The sequence below is a fragment of the Rheinheimera fenheensis genome (assembly GCF_039871805.1).
GTDB classification, from domain to species: domain Bacteria; phylum Pseudomonadota; class Gammaproteobacteria; order Enterobacterales; family Alteromonadaceae; genus Alishewanella; species Alishewanella fenheensis.
The window spans coordinates 1-18,750 of record NZ_JBDPJM010000001.1; the positions used below are offsets into that span (position 1 = coordinate 1).

General features: G+C 40.2%; 11 protein-coding genes and 1 pseudogene. 4 read left to right on the plus strand and 8 right to left on the minus strand.

Going from position 1 to position 18,750, the window contains the following annotated elements:
* Positions 1-55: 55 nt before the first annotated feature.
* A complete protein-coding gene (locus tag ABGI61_RS00005) occupies positions 56-1,240 on the minus strand; it encodes a M28 family peptidase (RefSeq protein WP_347594967.1) in 1,185 nt (394 codons plus the stop codon).
* Between the two features lie 235 nt (positions 1,241-1,475).
* On the opposite strand from ABGI61_RS00005, the gene ABGI61_RS00010 reads away from it, so the two are divergent.
* Positions 1,476-2,519 (plus strand): serine hydrolase domain-containing protein, encoded by a 1,044-nt coding sequence (locus ABGI61_RS00010; protein ID WP_347594969.1) that lies wholly within the window; start codon positions 1,476-1,478, stop codon positions 2,517-2,519.
* Here ABGI61_RS00010 and ABGI61_RS00015 read toward each other — a convergent pair.
* The gene (locus ABGI61_RS00015; protein ID WP_347594972.1) at positions 2,494-4,116 is read right to left on the minus strand and encodes a winged helix-turn-helix domain-containing protein; all 1,623 of its coding nucleotides are present in this window, start codon (positions 4,114-4,116) and stop codon (positions 2,494-2,496) included. The genes ABGI61_RS00010 and ABGI61_RS00015 overlap by 26 nt on opposite strands.
* Before the next feature lie 215 nt (positions 4,117-4,331).
* Positions 4,332-5,452 (minus strand): annotated as a pseudogene (locus tag ABGI61_RS00020) (IS3 family transposase).
* Between the two features lie 652 nt (positions 5,453-6,104).
* Between ABGI61_RS00020 and ABGI61_RS00025 the strand changes: the two are divergent.
* Positions 6,105-7,382 carry a tyrosine-type recombinase/integrase gene (locus ABGI61_RS00025; RefSeq protein ID WP_347594974.1) on the plus strand — a complete coding sequence of 426 codons (1,278 nt, stop codon included), beginning with the start codon at positions 6,105-6,107 and terminating at the stop codon, positions 7,380-7,382.
* A gap of 940 nt (positions 7,383-8,322) precedes the next feature.
* On the opposite strand, the gene ABGI61_RS00030 is transcribed toward ABGI61_RS00025, so the two are convergent.
* The 4 genes from ABGI61_RS00030 to ABGI61_RS00045 all read right to left on the minus strand — a co-directional run bounded on the left by ABGI61_RS00030 (position 8,323) and on the right by ABGI61_RS00045 (position 14,485).
* Positions 8,323-9,279: a hypothetical protein gene (locus ABGI61_RS00030; RefSeq protein WP_347594976.1), complete on the minus strand. Its 957-nt coding sequence runs from the start codon at positions 9,277-9,279 to the stop codon at positions 8,323-8,325.
* Between the two features lie 380 nt (positions 9,280-9,659).
* A complete protein-coding gene (locus ABGI61_RS00035) occupies positions 9,660-12,671 on the minus strand; it encodes an RNA-directed DNA polymerase (protein ID WP_347594979.1) in 3,012 nt (1,003 codons plus the stop codon).
* A gap of 71 nt (positions 12,672-12,742) precedes the next feature.
* A complete protein-coding gene (locus ABGI61_RS00040; RefSeq protein WP_347594982.1) occupies positions 12,743-13,636 on the minus strand; it encodes a hypothetical protein in 894 nt (297 codons plus the stop codon).
* A 159-nt stretch (positions 13,637-13,795) separates the two neighbouring features.
* A complete protein-coding gene (locus ABGI61_RS00045; RefSeq protein WP_347594985.1) occupies positions 13,796-14,485 on the minus strand; it encodes an HNH endonuclease in 690 nt (229 codons plus the stop codon).
* 553 nt (positions 14,486-15,038) lie between these two features.
* Between ABGI61_RS00045 and ABGI61_RS00050 the strand changes: the two genes are divergently transcribed.
* Together ABGI61_RS00050 and ABGI61_RS00055 are read left to right on the plus strand one after the other, a co-directional pair.
* Positions 15,039-15,986, plus strand: a complete 948-nt coding sequence (locus tag ABGI61_RS00050; protein ID WP_347594988.1) for an endonuclease/exonuclease/phosphatase family protein — start codon at positions 15,039-15,041, stop codon at positions 15,984-15,986.
* Between the two features lie 116 nt (positions 15,987-16,102).
* Positions 16,103-17,533: an FRG domain-containing protein gene (locus tag ABGI61_RS00055; RefSeq protein WP_347594991.1), complete on the plus strand. Its 1,431-nt coding sequence runs from the start codon at positions 16,103-16,105 to the stop codon at positions 17,531-17,533.
* Positions 17,534-17,783: 250 nt separating this feature from the next.
* On the opposite strand, the gene ABGI61_RS00060 is transcribed toward ABGI61_RS00055, so the two are convergent.
* The gene (locus tag ABGI61_RS00060; protein WP_347594994.1) at positions 17,784-18,695 is read right to left on the minus strand and encodes an SLATT domain-containing protein; all 912 of its coding nucleotides are present in this window, start codon (positions 18,693-18,695) and stop codon (positions 17,784-17,786) included.
* Positions 18,696-18,750 lie beyond the last annotated feature (55 nt).

Sequence of the window (18,750 nt, forward strand, 5' to 3'; positions counted from 1 at the left end):
TGTCTGGCCATCTTGCACCTCAGTGTCAGGTACGATACCTAACTATAGAAGGTGTCTACTGATCATGGGTAACTCGGAAATATAACGCTATATTTAGTTGCTTTTCAGCTTTACCTATCCCAAATAATTGTCCTATATATCTTTCAATAAACGACTTACTACCTTCAAACCCAACTTCATGTCCTCCCCAAAATGCAAATACTATCGGTTGCCGCAAATCAGCATTATTTTTATTTAATGCTATAGCTGACTTCATTAAACTGATAACGCTTAAACCATTGTCTGTGGCTCCCTGACCAACAGACCAGCTATCTAAATGCGCACCGACAAGAATCGCAGGCTTCTGTTTATACTTACCTTTTTTAGGATCAATACGGACAAACAACGAGTAGTTAGGCTCAATCTCCATATTGGCTTTTTTGGATTTACTAGATAAGGTGGCTGTTAGCATTTCCCCCTCCTCTATATCACTTTTCATCAGGGCAAAATGAGAATGAGGGACCACTAAGACAGGTAAACGTTTAAAGCTACTATCTTCAGGAAGCGCTACAAAATTACTTTCATCAACTCGAATAACGTCGCCATCAATGTTGGAAGATTGGATAAGGGCAACAATCCCTAACGATATGGCCTGTTTCTGAAAGCGTTCAAATTCGTATCTGACTTCACGTCTGTGACGTAAAACAGAACTCAATGAGCGTCTAGAGTGATAACCAATCAGCCTATTATTAGGATCTTCGTTCAAAGCAGCTAGAGCGAGAGTTTCGTTTGTTAGTTTCTCCTCCCCCTCAACTTGAGGGTACTTTTGCTCCCTATGTGTGTTTGCTAATAAAACAATTGAACCATGTAGCTTTGCAGAGAGTTCTGCGCTGGGTTGGTCAAGTTGACTAGCACTGTCTAAGATGTAAAACTTTTCATGGTTTAGTAAATTAAAATCAGGTGTATATGGATACGGCTCTACAGGAACGATGCTTCCATTAAACGTTAAATATGTTTCGCCCTTTTCCCAATTACCCAATTTCGTTGCAAAGGGCTCAACCCAGTATCGCTTAACCCCCTCAGCCTCAAAGCACTTTTTTATAAAATCCAATGAATTATGAAAATTTTCAGACCCATGAAAGCGATGTCCAATTGAAAAGAATAATTCCTCTTTGCAGGCTGAGCTAGTTTGAACGGCAAAGGATTGGGCCGTTGAAATAACTGTTAATAGCATGGCGACTACACCAATACGTACGCTCATAATAGTCTTCTCCCTTGGAATACTTTCAGACTAAAACATCAGCAATTAAGTTAGCTATCTTCTCCGATACCATGCATATGCACATTTAAAGATATCTAAAGATAATTGAATCCTTCATCATCCAATTTCGATTAACCTGGTCATTCTGATTTCAAGATTCTTCACGCTTCTTTAAATGACATTTTTTTGAAGTTTGCGCACATTAGTTTTGCATAAACAACAAAAAGGTAGTGTTATGAAAATTTCTTGTTTCGCATTGTGCGCTCTAGCCTTCTCAGGACTGACTCTTGCAAATAATTACGAAGAAATTAGTCCACAAATTGCGGAGCTAAAACCGCAACAACTTAGTAGTGTCCTTGTTATGCACAACGGTAACTTGGTGCACGAGAGCTACTACAACGGTGTCACTGCTGAAGATTTACATGATATTCGCTCGGCAAGTAAAACGTTTACCGGCTTAATGTTTGGTAGGGCCATTGCTGATGGTTACTTTAAATCTGAACAAGACAAAGTATTACCTATTTTCAATCGTTCAACAGTACTTAACCCAAGTGAAGAAAAGTCAAATATGACTTTTTTTGATTTATTATCAATGACTAATCCGCTTGAATGTGATGACAACAACGATCTCTCCGCTGGTCACGAAGAGCGCATGTACCTAACCAAAGATTGGGTCAATTTTTTCCTAAACCTTCCAGCAAGGGCCAATCCACCATGGGAAAAACCAATGGAGCAACAACCTTATGGCAGAGATTTTGCCTACTGTACTGCAGGGATTTCTGTTGCTGCGGCAGCAATTGAAGTTGCGTCTAAGCAAAAGCTATCAGAGTACACAAAAACGGCGCTTTTCAAGCCATTAGGGATAAATGAAAGCGAGTGGTTATACAACGCCATGGGAACAACCCAAGGTGGAGGTGGCGTGAGAATAAAGCCCAAAGACCTTATAAAAATTGGCCAACTCATTTTGAATAAAGGTAGCTGGGCAGGCAAGCAAGTACTACCTAAAGAGTGGATTGAAAAAAGCCTACAATCATATTCTGAATCTATGCCGGAATTAAATGCAACATATGGTATTACCTGGTGGCGTTTACCATTTAACGTAAATGGTAAAGTCGTTGATAGTTTCGCTGCTGCAGGCAACGGCGGTAACTATATGTTTGTTGTGCCTGAGTTAAATGCTGTAGCTGTAATTACCGCAACGGCCTATAACACACGTTATATGCATCAACAAACACATGCCATATTCTCAACTGCTATTCTTCCAGCATTAATACCTTAGGATTCGGTAGCTCGATCGTTTTGATTTTGGTGCGCTCAGTCTGTACTGAGTGCATCATTTGTTCTATCAATGACGAAAAATCAGGATGGGTCTTTATTGTCTGAAACATAGGCATTGTTAATATATATTCGAAATCTGCATATCCCTCTAATGCTGCTTTGGCAATAGACTTTCGCGCCGCGGTCAAGTCGCCATCAGCAATTTCAACAATACTTTTAGCGATGTACCAGTTCGGCCAAACTGGGGTTGCACTCTCAGTGTCAGGTTTTGGCATGACTAGTTCAATGTGGCCTGACTTACTAAGCCAGTAAAGTAAAGACTGTGAATACAAGCTGTTTGGCTCTAGGGAGTTCGCCTTGTCAAGCGCCTCAAGTGCACCATCCCAGTTGCTATCATTTATCGCTAGTAAAGCAAGATAAATATAACTATCTGCAGTACCAGATTGAAATTTGTGCAATTTAGTAAGTGCATTATATGCAGATTCAGGCTCTCCCCTTCTACTGGCATCTCTTGCATATTGAACAGCAACAAAGGCATCGTTTGGAGCAAATTTATAGGCAGTCTCTATCCATACTTTTGATTCCTCACTTAACCCAGTGAGGTATAGAATTTCTGCTATTTGCAGAAAAGTATATCCATTCCTTTTGTTCAAAACTGTTAAATTCAATTGCATCGCCTCATAGAAACGTCCCTTGCGTACATACAAGTAAGCCAAAGACGCTGCGACCTGCTTAATTGCAATATTGTTAGCGTTTATTGCTTGTTCGTAATAATAAATAGCTTGTTGGATATCACCACGGGCATCGAAATAATAACCTTTCAGCCTTAATAACTCCCATGCGGGCACTGCAAACTTTGATAAGTCATCAATTTGCTGCGCTGCGAAATCCAAAAAGAGCTCATTGCCATTGAACTTAACGACACGCTCAATATGGGCCGCAGCAAGACCAACCCTAGCCTCAACGCTGTCAGGGTAGTTGCTTAAATAATCAGAAAATAGATCTATGGCGATTGAATTACCCGTCTCGGTATTTTGCTCAGCATACTCAAACGCCTTTTGTAGTGTTGAAGAAAGCTGATGCGTTGGCTCGGAGCTTTTAGTCGGCTCTGTGAAATGAGTAAATGAAAAGTAGACTGATAAAGCCCCCACAGAAAATAAGCCTGCCGCAATTATGTATTGCAGCTTCATAAATGTAGGATATCGTGATATTAACGGCGCAACAGGTTGTTCAGATACGCTATCTAGAGCGCTGCTTTCATCAATAAAAACTGGAGATATCCAACGATATCCTTCGCTACGTACAGATTCTATAATGTCAGTTTGAAGAAAGCTCAAAGCTTTTCGAAGTATTGATACCCGCTGCGCAACAGTTTCATCAGATACATGTAATTTTCTCCACACTTTTTCTGCAAGCTCTTCCGAAGAAACCGCTCTCTGCTGTGCCATTACAAGGGTTTCCAGCAAGCGATACGTTAACCCCTTTATTGGTAGCAAACTTCCATTATAAAAAACTCTCTGGCTCTGGGGGGCGATAATCAGCCCAGCTGTGTGCATAACTAACGCATCGTTTGCTAAATCACTTTTAGTAGAATCCATAGTCTAATTTTGCTGTAAAAATTTATTGGTACTAAATTAACGTGCAAAGATAACAGCACTGGAGACACTTTTAACGCAACTTCAGATAACTTCAAGAAAATTAAAACATCTTTATCATTTAAACCATTCTCATATCCCATCAGTCAAACTTTGCTAGCTCTACAGAATTGGTTTTCTAATTTTTGTAAATGTAGCTAACTGGACTTCCCCTAATCTCATAGACACTCATTAACCTCGTTGAGATTAGCTTTTTCTTTATAATCTGCCGGTGATAACTGCCCTAAATGGCTGTGTCTACGCCGACGGTTATAAAATACCTCGATATACTCAAAAATGTCACTACGTGCTTCATCACGGGTGTTGTAAATACGGCGCTTAATCTGCTCTTTTTTCAGTGAGCTGAAGAAGGATTCTGCAACCGCATTGTCCCAACAGTTGCCGCGCCGACTCATACTGGCTGAGAGTTTATGGGTATCCAGGAAGCGTTTCCATTCATCGCTGATAAACTGCGAGCCTTGGTCAGAATGGATGATGACCGACTGTTTCGGCTTTCTGCGCCAAACTGCCATTAACAGCGCATCCAACACAATCTCTTTGGCCAAAGTGGCTTTCATTGACCAGCCAATTACACGGCGTGAGTACAGGTCTAGTACAACGGCCAGATATAAAAAGCCCTCGTAGGTTCTGATATACGTGATGTCAGTCACCCAGGCTTTATTCGGCTCGTCATACGTAAATTCACGCTGTAACTGATTCTTTGCCGGTACAGCGGGTTTCCCTGCCCGATAACGTGGCGCTTTATAGCCCCGGATAGCTTTCAGGCCAGCCAGATTCATCAAGCGGGCAACACGATTTTCAGAGCAGGTTTCGCCTGCTTCACGTAAATCAACGTGAATACGTGGGCTACCATAAATGCTACCGCTTTCAAGCCATGATTCTTTAATCAGTGCCGTTAAACGCTGGTTCTCACATGCTCTGTTTGATTCAGGCCGCTTCAGCCATTGATAGTAACCACTGTGATGCACGCGCAGTGTCGCGCACATCAACCGTACCGGATGGCAGTTCTGGTTGTCGCGGATAAAGGCATACCTTAACTGAACTGCTTGGCAAAGTATGCGGCGGCCTTTTTTAGGATGTCGCGTTCTTCTTCAGCCCGTTTTAAAGCCGCTTTTAACCTGACATTTTCAGCGGCTAAATCCTGTTGCTGCGTCACGACTGGATCTGGGTTGGTGGCTTGCTTGTGCTGTTTCAGTCAGTTGTACAGGCTGTTATCTGACACGCCTAGACGCTCTGAGACATCCTTAACGGAATAACCACGTTCGGTGATTTGTTTGATTGCTTAAGCTTTGAATTCTGGTGCAAAACATTGCTTGGACATGGTGCCCTCCTAAAGTTGTATTCTAACCTAAGGAGTGTCTAGTGTTTTAGGGGAAGTCCAAACAACAGCATTTCGCATGAATTCAGCCAATCTATTAGGCTGAATACGCCTATTTCCATCTACGGAAAGACAATGACAATGTATTTTGACTAACTGCCCATCGATCGTTAAATCACGTTCAACAAGGGTAAGGTGAACCTCAAGAGCCTCTGGGTTACCAGTTAATGCTGACTCCAGACTTTCAGATGTTATATTCGACAAAGGCCTCCATTTCTTTCGACAACTGAGAATTAGCAAGATGCGAAAGAAAATGTACCAGCGTTTTCCTGTTAAGTGAACAGACTAAAGAGTATCGGATGCAAGTGTTGAGAATATTTTTGGGGATATTAGAAAGAGCATGACAGATAAAATAACACTGTTCTAAACGTCAGAAGACCTGATGCAAAATAATTGGTACTGAATTCACAATCTGAAATTTTGGTGCCTAGGGTCGGACTCGAACCGACACGGAGTTTCCCCCGGCGGATTTTGAACGCTCACTGCGCTTTCCATGCCATTGTTTTTAATAAATTTTGCTATACACTTTGCAAAAACTTCGCATGAGAGCGTTATGGCAAAGCAAACTGAGCGTCACCAAATTAGTGACGATGTACACATCTTCAAGCAGTCAAATAGCAAGTGGTGGTATGCGCGTTTTCAGGTTGAAGGTAAGTGGTACTCTCGCGCAACCAAGCAATTAGACAAGCTTAAAGCAATCGACATCGCCTACAGGATGATGGTGGAATATCAGATTCGTCATAAAACAGGCACATTGATTAGCTCAAAACAATTCAAAGATGTCGCTGAAAAGACTATTCAGACTATGGAGGCCGAACTTTACCGTGGTACAGGTAAGGTTATCTATAAAGACTACATACTGGTTCTACGTAAATACCACATCCCTTTTTTCGACCGTACTCCGATAACCAACATCGACAACGATATTTTGCGGGAATTTGATAAGTGGCGTGTCGAAAAAATTGGTCGTGAACCAGCCAAGTCAACCATCCTAAATCACAATGCCGCTATGCAGATGGTGTTTAAAGAGGCTGTCGAAAATAAGTGGATGTTGCACAATCAGATCCCTGGCCTATCCGTTAAGGGTAACCATGCAGTTAGAAGAGCATCTTTAAACCCTGAAGAATTCGAGCGAGTAATGGACCACCTTTATCAGCTTGAGACAAATAGCCGCAAAGAGATAACCAGACAAATACGTGAACTCACTCAGGATTATGCTGAATTCGTGATTTACACAGGCATGCGTCCCGGTACTGAAATTGATAACCTGACGTGGGGTGACCTGCACATAGAGCGCATTGGAGATAAAGCAACATTCTTCATTACCGTTCGCAAAGGTAAGACCACAATTCATACAGGTACAAGGGAAGTGGTGTGCAAACGCGCTATTCAAAATACCATTCTGAGGTTATCTGAGCGCTTCCCGAACCGTAAGCCACAAGACTATATTTTCCGTTTGCCCGATGGTTCAGAGACCAACGAAATAGGCCGAACCTTTAACTCGGCACTTAAAGACCTTGGCTTGGACCAGTCTCCACATGGTAAACGCACTTTGTATTCTCTACGCCATTCATTCATTACCTGGGAGTTGATAGCACAGAGTGTGACTATTGACGTGTTAGCCCGGCAGTGTGGCACCAGTATCGAGATGATTGAGAAGCACTACAGCCATGTAATACCACGGATGTTTAGCCAGCAGCTTTCTGGAGTTGAGTTGCCAGCAAAAGAGGAGATCGAACGTAAATGGATGCATGCCGATAAACTAAGCAAGTTATGGGAAAAGCGATTTACACAATGGGAAAAGAACTACAAGAGTCGAGGCGCTATCTGATAAGATATTTAGGTGCCGTATGGATTAAAAAAACATCATGGAATCAGCATTGATTTCGCGCCACGTTAGGTATTTTATTTTTTAAAAGCTTAAACTCACACTAAAACAAAAAATCAAATCAGAAGACACTCTAATGAAAGCCTGCAAAACAAAGAATGATAAAATAAATAATACTGATTACTTGTCAAAAAATCGTACTCTTGGCATAACAGAGGCTTACTGGGATGACTCAACGACATCAGAAGACTTCAAATTATTTTGGCGAATAATCATAGGGTGCACTGCCTTTATTCTTAACTCAGCTTCTGCAGCAATATCATCGGAACAATCTAGCTATATCATAGCATTTATTTTTTTGCTGTATTCGCTAACCGCCTTAAACTCACAGAGAGCTTATAGCAAGTTTAAAAAACATACAACAATACTATTTGTCAAAATAATAAGTATTGACCTGCCAATTATCCTTACTAAGCTCGCAGTCATTTCTGTGATATTTTCTTTATTATTCCAATTGAGCAAACTAATGCTTCACCTTGGTTATTTTGAACCAATATATGACAATAGCAACGATTTCCAATCCAATTTAATTGCACTTTCCTTTACAATAGCTTCTGGTATTTATGTATTTAAAAACAACAACTTCAAACCCTGCACACGCACACTGAGACTTACAATAAACAAGTACATGAAGCCGAGAATTAATAATTATAAAAATGCCTCGAGATTAAATTTTATATCATTTGAGTTAGCCATTGTTATTTTATGCTCCGGCTGCACCTTGATTTTCTCATCAACACTAAATTTAGTACTATTTCAACAATGACGAAAAACTCAAAAAGTACAAAACCATATGATGCATTAATAGCGACATTCAATAAACCAAAAAAGAAAGACCAGACAAAACAAAGCAGACTTGATGTAATAACCCGAGTTTTTCTGGCTAACTTTTCAGACCCAAACAGCGCAAGAAGTAATCTTTTAGTCCACGACTTTCCAAAGCTTTTATTTCTAAATCCCTTTTAAGTATCTCATCACATAGCGATGAATAGTCACGAATAACCTTTTCCAAATCACTAGCCAAAAGGGAATTTTTGTGTCTTGATTCGGTCAGATCTTTTCCTAGCTTATCGCTTTGTATCTTAAAATGAGATAATTTCTCCAAAGCCTTTCTAGAAAACTCATTGAAATACTCTGGTGTAACTGGATCACTCAAGATGCGACCAAAAATTTGCTTAGCGAAATTTGTTTTCCAGTATTTAAAGTATTGTTCAAGTTGTTCTGGGGTGGGAGACTTAGTCCCAAATTTTTCTTCAATCGAATATTTGGCAATATCGACTTCAATGATAGGTATACAGTGATTTCTAAAATCATGGACTTTCTCGTCTTCACAACCATGTGTGTGTTTCACTTCAATTGCCAGCTTTTTACCCCATTTCATTGCTAAGTGATTTGGTGAACGGAATTCGCAAATAAGATCGGGGTAATAGTAGTCAAACTTATCTCTATTAGTAAGTTGGACTTTCGTATCTTCAGTTCGGATATCTACCACATCGATAGAAAACTCTTCGTTACCACATTTAAAGTTCAACACAGCCAGCTCCGCAAGTGCTTGGATTGCGATAGAATGAGACAAAGAGTCACTATCTCCTTCAGGCTTTTCATGATCATCAGGAGCAGACTTGTATCTAAAAAAACCATGAATTACAGCGGTCATAGGCAAACGCTTTTCAACGGCTCTATGAGTGCTCATAAAGGTTAACTTATTAAACTGATGGATATCCTCTCTTCTAAGTTTTAGCACCTCCCAGATGTAGTAAATTTTTAAGAGATGCCTATCTCCGACAACGTAATTACCTTCTTCGTCTATCGCATACGACCAAATTTTTTTGTTTGCCATTTTAAAGTCAACTCAAGACAACGAAATTCCATAATGAAAAAATTAGCGCTCAGCAGTTCACCTAATTTAATAAACCCTCAATAACCTGGATAGAGACACATTAAGCTTGTTGGGATTCGCGTTTGCACTTTAGTAGTGATTAAAGTGCAAATTTTTCACTGGATTAACGACGAAGTACACACATTGTCACTAACATAATTAATTTCGATACTGCTGTCACTACTTTAGCTAAACTTAACACTTATGCAAAACAGATTAGCTGAAAGAGGGGGACTAAAATTGCTAACCTACCTTGTAATAAGCCTAGCTAAACTCCCTGCTTAAAGTTCTTTTACTTAGAGCCTCAGAGTTCTCATGAGACGAAATCCGACACATTAATATTATTTAGGAAGTGATTTCCGGGTATGACTAATTTCAAAACCATCCGGAACAGGCTTATATGGCTCAGATGGTGAGCGATGGCAGCTTTGGAACTGGCGAATGGCTTTAACATCAATCTCACCAATTACACAGTAATCAGTGATCCCTCCTTTCACTCTCAAGATGTCTCGTTTCCAGCTTTCTTTGTAGGGTGCTCGAATTCGGCTATCACCATATTGTCTGTCGTTGCACTGGACAATATATGCATGAATATCCAATGCCGCAGACTCAACGAGCGCATTAAAAGTTTCAGTGTCCTGATTCCACTCTGGTACAAACAAAGCATCAATCTTACCACGCAGTGCAGCGCGATATTGAATATTGGTAAGCTCACTACATACCAATAGTGCGAAACAAAAATCACCATGTTGTATAATTGGCGGCTCGGACCATTGCTGCGCAGGTTTAAGACTAAGGCCCCCCAATCGCTGTAACTCGTGCTCTTCATGTAAAGCTGGCCGCTGTTTATCTTGCCTATAAATCATCAAGGAAGGAAAACCAAGGCCATCATGCGTCATGGATACCCAGATTTGGTTGCGAACTAATGATTTTGGTGCATGCAGATACTCTATTCCGCAGATTAGCGAGATACCTCGACCTTGTAGCTTACGTGCGATACGAATAAACCAGTGAGCAGGTAACGACAGCTCAGGCAAAATTAAGTAACGACTTTGCTTGGGCTCACCTATAACAGTATCCAGTAAGCGATTTAGCCTGGCATAACGCATTTCATCAGGATCGGAATTTCGCATTACAGCTGCAGTCCAACTAGGGATGTTCGTTTTCCAGCTCGATACGGCTATCATATATTTTTCAGATGAACTACCGTCTGGGATTTGCAGAACACCCTTTTTGTCAAAACATGGAGTTTTTTCATTTAAGATAAAACCACGGGTCGCCAAAACTACGCCACGAAGCGCATCTTGCCCCCCCGGTTTGTAAGCGTTTCTGTCTAAAATAAATAACTCAGGCAAGTTAAAAGGCCGGGTAGCAAAGATCAACCCATTCGGAATAGCTTTAAACTTAATCCAACTGCTAAGTTCAGCAGCGCCTTTTTTAATATTCTCAGGTAAAAACTCGTGTGTAGTTGAATAGTTAATCACTCCTTTACGAGCTGGAATTCCCCGCTGTGAAATCATCTCCCTCGGTAAACCAACAAAGCGGAACGGCATATGCGCAAGATCGAAAAAGAACAGTCGGGCTTGAAGTTGCTGAAAGACTTTTTCAGATGTCGGCCAACTTAACCCAGACTCTTCGTCAAGTGATGGTCGATAGTTTGACATATTGTTCTGCCACGACTGCTTGCCCAATTTTGATAACCGAGGCGGAATTGATGCTGCGATGTTTTCGCATATTGACTTAAAAAGCTGGACTCGCCAAAGCTTAACAATCTCGGCATCTGGAAGCGATTTCTCGTCTTCACTCGCTTTTATATTTATCGAACATGATCTATTTAGTTGGATGCAGACTGCTGTTACAGCGTCTAAAATTCTTCGTAAAGCGCCAAAATCCTCGCAAGCCGTCGCCAGCTTTATTACCCGTGGTAAATAAACGGATAAGTCAAAGAAAGTCGGTAGCACTAAAACATGATCGATAAAAGCACGAAAGAAAGCTTTACGATGATCTTGCCAAGCAGAAGGGGGTAAATCTCGTTCGTAAGCTTCGAAGTCACGGAGTTTAATCGCGAACCCTGCACGTCGCATGGTCAAACTATCAGCTTTACGGAGATTATCGGCCGCCTCTCCATCGCTCTGCGTTGCTGCAAGCAAATCTGTACCTACGTACTCTGCACTTGATGGTATCCTTGGCATGGCACGCCATTCGCTGGCACGAGCGTAAATTTGATGTTTAATTGCTTCAACCAAAGCTTTACCAGGTTCACCAGTTAGCAGAAAAACCTTATTTTTACTGTTTGCGAATCGTATTTTGCTGTTTTGCAAATAGTCGGTGGAGAATGCAATTTCTTTTTTTTCTGTATTGTCTGCCCACGCTAACTTTCCAAACGCACGGCTAAACAACCATTCCCATACTTCGGCACTAGAACGAAACCCTGCACCGTTTTGCATTACTAATAAAATGTCATCTACGTAACGCCCATAATACAAAGGCATGACTTGTTGCTCTACAAAGCGATCTAGCTCGATCAAAGCAACATTAGCGATCACTGCAGAAGCTGGCAAACCAACTGGTAGGCCCTTATTTAGAGGACTGTTTTGCGCCCATGCTTTCAGAGCGTTGATAAATAACCGATGCAGTTTCTTTTGTTCAACATCCAAATAGATGTTTAATACCCGCTCAAGAAAGTCACTATTTAGCATGAAATCAGGGTTAAGTTCGTGGTAGAACGAACTAACATCGGCGGTCAACGCAACTATTTTTTTCTGTTCCGTCAAGGCAGTGTGCATGGCTTTAATGCCATTATCGCGCCAATCTCGGAATGGTTTTAAATAAGGTGCGAAAGAGCCCAGAGAAAGCGGATTAATAGATTTGCCATCTTGAGTACGACGCAGCCGATTACCATAAGCGCATTTAGTTAGTTTTGCATCGAACAAATGCCCAACCTTTAAAAGCCATAAAGTTGACAGTACGTGAAAATCAAGACTACAAGCAGCCATTACTCTAAACTGTGCTGCAGGAGATTTGACACTTTGTTTATCAGTCAGCTCTTCGCAAAGATAATCCCATTCATCAGCCGGAGATGAAAAAATAAGACCATGACCTTTATCCTCGCAGTATTTATCCCACTCTTCAGTGCTAACTGACTTTGTTGTCAGAGTCCAACTACCTAAAAAATCAGGGCTAGCGATCCAACTTTCATCTGTTCCCACTATTTTAAAGAGTAATCCGAGAAGGTTTTTTTCTAAATTCTCTTCGTAATCAGCAATTGAAGTTAGGCAGGGGTGCGATGAGTAATATAGGTCTACTTTGGCTTTGCGATAAGCTAGCCCCATATCAGTAAAGAGTATACTCACTCTAAATATTCCTTGTGTTAATCACTCTTGTTACTAATTGAATTGCTTTGGTTATTATTTGAAAAATTTGCTCAGTTAGTAACTTCTCTATATTTTTGTATAGTAATAAAATTTGGCAGTGCGCAGTAAACTATTGGTTTGTTATTCCGTCCAGAATAATGCATTTTTCCAGCTACTAACACATGTGCACCTTCAAGTGCTTCAAGTTCTTCTATTTTAAATGCTTGTAAGAATTTATCTCTAATATCTTCGTAGATTTTAATGCTTAGACCACGTTTGGACCTATTACTGTTCAACCAAATACCGTTATTTTGAAATTCATTTTCTGCATTTACTATTACACCCCAGAATAACTTGTATTGATCAACCATCGTTTCATCAACATCCTCGAAATTGACAGCAAGATCTTTTATAGCACCATTCACTTTTAATTGCCCTGATTCAGAATACAAAACAACCTTTTTGTCTGAAGTTCTGAAATCAGGGAATCGCTTGAGGTAAGACAATATTTGACGAAGTGTTTTGCTCAAATGTGTTTCATAGGCTACGCCAGCTCCCTTACCAATGGCTCCACCACTCGGTTTAGGTGGAACAACAAATCCTTCATTAGGTATTGGCTCAAGTGCAATGTCTGTAATCGCTCCACCGATTTTGGAGTCCAAATTGACTAAGTACTCTGCAACTACTGGTACTTGCTCTACCGTTGTTTTACCGCTATTTGCTTCATCATCTACTAGAAAATATGACGTCCTAAATTCGCATTCTTCACCATGGTGATGTGAGTTGAAATGTGCAATTCTTCTAACCTTAGCACCGGGCTTTGTCGCAGATTTGAACCAAGCTACATCACCGCAACCAAGGCAAGAAAGTGTTAGCTTTAACCCCTTACGTTGCGATTCAGATAACGCTTCAAATTCCTCAGCGGTATAAATTCTATTAGATTCTGTTGATACTGCTCTATCCATTCAATTAGCCTCATCAAACTAACATTTAAACACATCCATATTGTCATCGAACTGAATAACATACACGTTAATATCTATTAAAGAGCCTTGGCTTTATGATCATCTAGCCAGTCTATGGAATAGGCTGCGTTTAACTTAGTGTATTAATTCAATTATTATCTACCAGTATACAGATACCCATCCTTTGGTATTGGAAGATCTAGCCCCTTTAGCGCTATTGCAATGTTTACAAAGGATCTGCAAATTAGTAGGATCGTTCGTTCCTCCTTTAGCTAGAGGCACAATGTGATCTATTGCTAATTCCTGACCAGTTGAATAAAGACCTGTAAGATCAGTACAGCATATTGCACAGTGGCCTTTCTCTCTGTAGAACAAACCATCTTTCAACCATTTTGGCCAATAATTACATCTAAAAAATGTTCCGTCTCGTTCAAAATAGTTCTGAGCGGTGAATTTTCGTATCCGTCTAACATATTTTGCAGCACATTCGTTAAATGCCTTTAAAACTTCACGGTCTTGAAATAGCAGGGTAAAAACCTCGTTACTTAATTGATTGAGAACGTAAGCACCCAACTTCTTCATTATATAGTTGTTATACTCATCACCTCTGTATTCATAGATACGTTTATACTCAGCTTGGTGCAAATCCAATATTTCGTAAATGTCTTCTATAGTTTCATCAAAAGCCTTTCGAATACAGTATTGAGTTTCCAAGTATATACTTTCATTTATAAAATCATGCAGCAATGTAACTTTATTTGGCTTGATTGCTTTATTAAAAAAATCAACCCCTTCTTGCTCAAAAAATGATTCAACATCGGATAAACCATTGCTTCCATTAATGATCAAACTACGAATATTATCTGCATAACCATATGTCCACTGGAAAACAAATTCTTTAAATCTACCCAGATTGGCCTCCTCAAAATAGCACGTCTAATTCGATCAGAGTTTTACTAGACAGTTTCTAAGCTTGCACTTTAACGTATATTAAAGTGCAAATTTTTAACTAGATCAGCGACAAAGTGCGTACCTTGTCACTAACATAGTTAATTTCGATACTTCTGTCACTACTTTAGCTAAAATTTACACTTGTGCAACACAGATTAGCTCTTAGCGTAGCTGAACAGCAGAAACTGACTAAAGTATGTTCAAGCACATCGCTGCGAATTTTCAGGAGGGAATTACAAGATATCCAGGGAGGTAAGGTGCCCAACCTTGGCCAGGCATTGTTAACTATCCTCCTGTAAAGGATCAGATTTTATTTTCGTTATATAGATAGTTTGCATGAGAAAGATTCTTAGGCTTGTTCAAGAAAATAAAAATCTTCATTGCGATTCCACTATAGTCGTCTATTGTTTTTCTAAATATCAAATTGGAACGAATTTTGGACTACTCCAACGTGTCACCAGATATGGCTGGTCGATTAAAACTCCTGATTGAACGGATAGATGAATCAAAAATCCCGGCATCCAAACTTGATGTCAGTCTAAACATTGCAACTTGGAATATTAGAGATTTTGGGAAAACACCTCGCACAGATGACGCCATTCTATTTATTGCACAAATACTCTATCAATTTGATTTAATTGCAATCACTGAGTTACGTGACAACCTGCTTGATTTTAAAAGAGTATTGCAGCGTTTAGGGCCGCAATGGAAGTTTGTGATGAGCGATTGGCAAGCTGACTTTGGTGGCAACTGGGAACGCACGGCCTATTTATATGATGAGCGTATGGTTATTTTTACTGGATTAGCCGCAGAAGCACAGCCAAATAGAAAAAAAATCGGTTCAGAGTTCATTAGTAACCAGTCATGGTGGAGAACACCTTATATCGCCTCGTTTAAAGCAGGAAGCTTCGACTTCATAATGCTCGCTATGCACGCCAGATGGGGAGACGAAGCTGGTCGTATCAAAGAACTACAAAGCTTCGGCGATTGGATATCCAGTCGATGGGACGATAATGCAGATAAAGTTTTTGATCAAGACATTATCGTTGTTGGAGATTTCAACATACCTAAAATTGGCGATGAATTTTACAAAGCACTGACAGAAAGCAGTAAGTTGAAAATGCCAAAAGCCCTTGAAGGCATCCATGACACAGCAGTCAGCCCCGGGCATAAGCGATACGACCAAATACTACACAGAGCCAAAGGAGCTTTTAGTTATTCGGGTAAAGGCGGGGTTATTGATTTCTCAAGCAATGACCTGATGAAAACTCTGTTTAAAGGAACAAATATTCCTACGAAAAAGCTAACTTGGCAGCTAAGTGATCATTTCCCATTATGGGTTCAGATCAAAACTGATAATGATGTAGCCCGACTCGATAGTATTATCCAACAAGATTAATTCGTTTCCATGAGAAATGAGAAAAGAGAAAATCCAACTCACGACAGAAGCTAAGCTCATTATTTAGAACGTGCAGTTATATTTCTTGGTCAAAAGTTTAACGAAGGAGCCAATTCATGGACATCAAGCATTCTATAAACTCTGAAAAATTATATCAAAGCAGCTGGAAGAGTGCATACAAAAGAATTCGCGAACTTCAGAGATGGTGTCAAGATGAAGAAGAATTACCTAATTCTTCTTCATCTTGGTTAGTAAAAAATGCTACTAAAGGACGAAAATACTTTGAGGATTCACTAAAAAAATATTTTACTATATGCGAATTCTCCCAGTGTGAGACACCTAAGCTGATGCCTGATTTTATCGACGAACTACGCCTTATTGCCAATTTGAAGTCGAGTTATGACAAGAGAGAAACCGGGTTTGTATTTGAAGATGTATATCATTTGGCCTTCGACAAACTTTCTTCTAATTGGCGACCTTTTGGTTGTGAGGTTGCGTCAGTAAGTGATTGTCATAGGTTGTATCGAGGTCAGCGGAATGATACTTGGGGTGTTGGAGCTAGCATTTATGTAAACTTATCGAATAGCCAAGTACCAAATGATAAACTCAGATCAGATGCCATAAAGGCATGTGAGGCAGCGCAAGCAATCGCTTCTAAGCGCAATATTCCGTTCGCTCATGGCATGGCGATAGCTCAGCATTATAAGGAAATAACCAAAGTATCTACCTGGTTTGGCGACTTCAGCCGTGATCCGTGGGTTGCTCTCTTTTTTGCATCCTATGGAGGCCTATCGGAAGAACGTGGTGTTGTCTGGGATATTTCCGTGGATGAATGGAACAGGCTCTCATCAGGTGTTGGAAATCCACTCGGTTCCTTCGAGCTTATTGTCCCTAGCGGTATACAAAGAATCGATAACCAAGCCGGTGTATTCCTCGTAGCAGGAATTCCTCGGCTCTTTGAACAGTACGTAGCTTCAGGGTTTGGAACGAGATTTAAACAACATAATGGTCTTCATTTTGAGGATGAATCACTGAATATCACGTCTGAAATTATGTTCCCAGATGACGACCCTTTGAAGAAAGAGTTGTCTGAAGCCTTAGAATCGATCAAGAAATGTACATGCGATCGTAGCTCTCTTGCTTGCTACATACCCCATCAAGTATTTACTGATCCACTTGATCCCCAAACCTATGAGGACATTCTTACTTCTTGGGTAAATACATTTCAGGCTAATGGTGACAAAATTACAGAGGATTTTGACCTACAATCAAATTTGGCTCTTTTAGCTCGATTTCACGCACTCCTGCAGGCACCGGATTATGCCAACAATTTACCAGACATAGTCTGTAGGTCACTAAACCGTCTAAATGATGCGTATATGCGGTTGCTTTCGAATATTACAGAGTCGAAACCGTTATTTTTCCGTGATACGATTTATCAAGCATATGTCTATCAGAACTTATACCAAACTGATACCGTTCCTATAATATTAACGGCCTTAGACCTGATAGCGCCAACAGATCAGGATAACAATTTGATTGAATAGGCCATATAATTCACTAGTTGCTTTTTTGTATAAGCCACTTTTGGGGGCATTTGCATACTTTCTACTTCAGCAGAAACACAAAAGAATCTGAACGTATGTCTACTTTTACCCAAAAATCTTAACTTATCTGGCCAAGATGTGACTTAGCTGAATGCCAATAGGTACTCAGATGGATGGAAAGCAGTTTTTAGATAAAAAGTATCTGATTTTCAAATCTAATATTATAGACCCCATGAAAAATTGATAACAGTTACTCACCAATTTGAATTTCTAATTTAGCGAGAGTATCGGGCTTTACATCAACTATTCGCTCAATTGTAAGAGGTTGTCCAGAAGTCCTAACAATTCTCACAACGTGGCGGCCAGGAGAAACATCCATTTGGGTCCAATAGTTGCCAAGAAAATCTACCGGAGTGTTATTATCAAGACAAATTGATATAGGCTTAACGCTACCATTAAAAATCAATGAAACTTCTATTGCTCCTAGAGTCTTTGCCTTTTTTTCCGCAATTGTGGTGCTCTCTTGCAATGTCAGACTAGTTCGAATCGATTCTAACTTCTTGTCAGTTTCTTCTCGTTGAGTCTTAATCATACTGTCTAAAAGGGCAATACTTGTATTGAATTCTGCTACCCATTTAGTGGTTTCTTCAGACTGAAGCTTCATCAGTTCTTGTTCAAACACATGAGCAATTTCAAACAGTGTTCTGGCATCAGCGATTTCAAGTGGCTCAGTCTTGGCAACCAAATACTTTCCCCATTCCATCTGAAATGCTCTTGTTAAATTCTCCATTGTTGTCACAGTGGTTATGTATCGCATCCAGCCACTCGACCAACCAAACACTCGATCTGCGAGTTGCATCAACCCAGCTAAGATCAAACTTGCCACTCCAACCTGAGTCAACCATAGCTTCTGACTTGGTGTTTCCTGTATTGCAGCTATTATTGGAAGCGTTGTACCTAACGCTAGTAGTAAAAACGCAATAACACGCACTGCCAAAGATACATTTCTTTTACTTCTGATGCTTGACCAATACCAGGAGCACATTTTTCGCGATGTATTTTCGGCTTTTTTGTATACTGCTTCAATAATATCATCAGGAGCTTGTCTCTTGTATTTATCCCAATTTTCTAGTGAGGTTTCAGTAATATCGGGTATTGTCATTCTTCAAATCCTATAATTAGCGCTAGAAATATTGCTTGCGTTATTACTACTTATT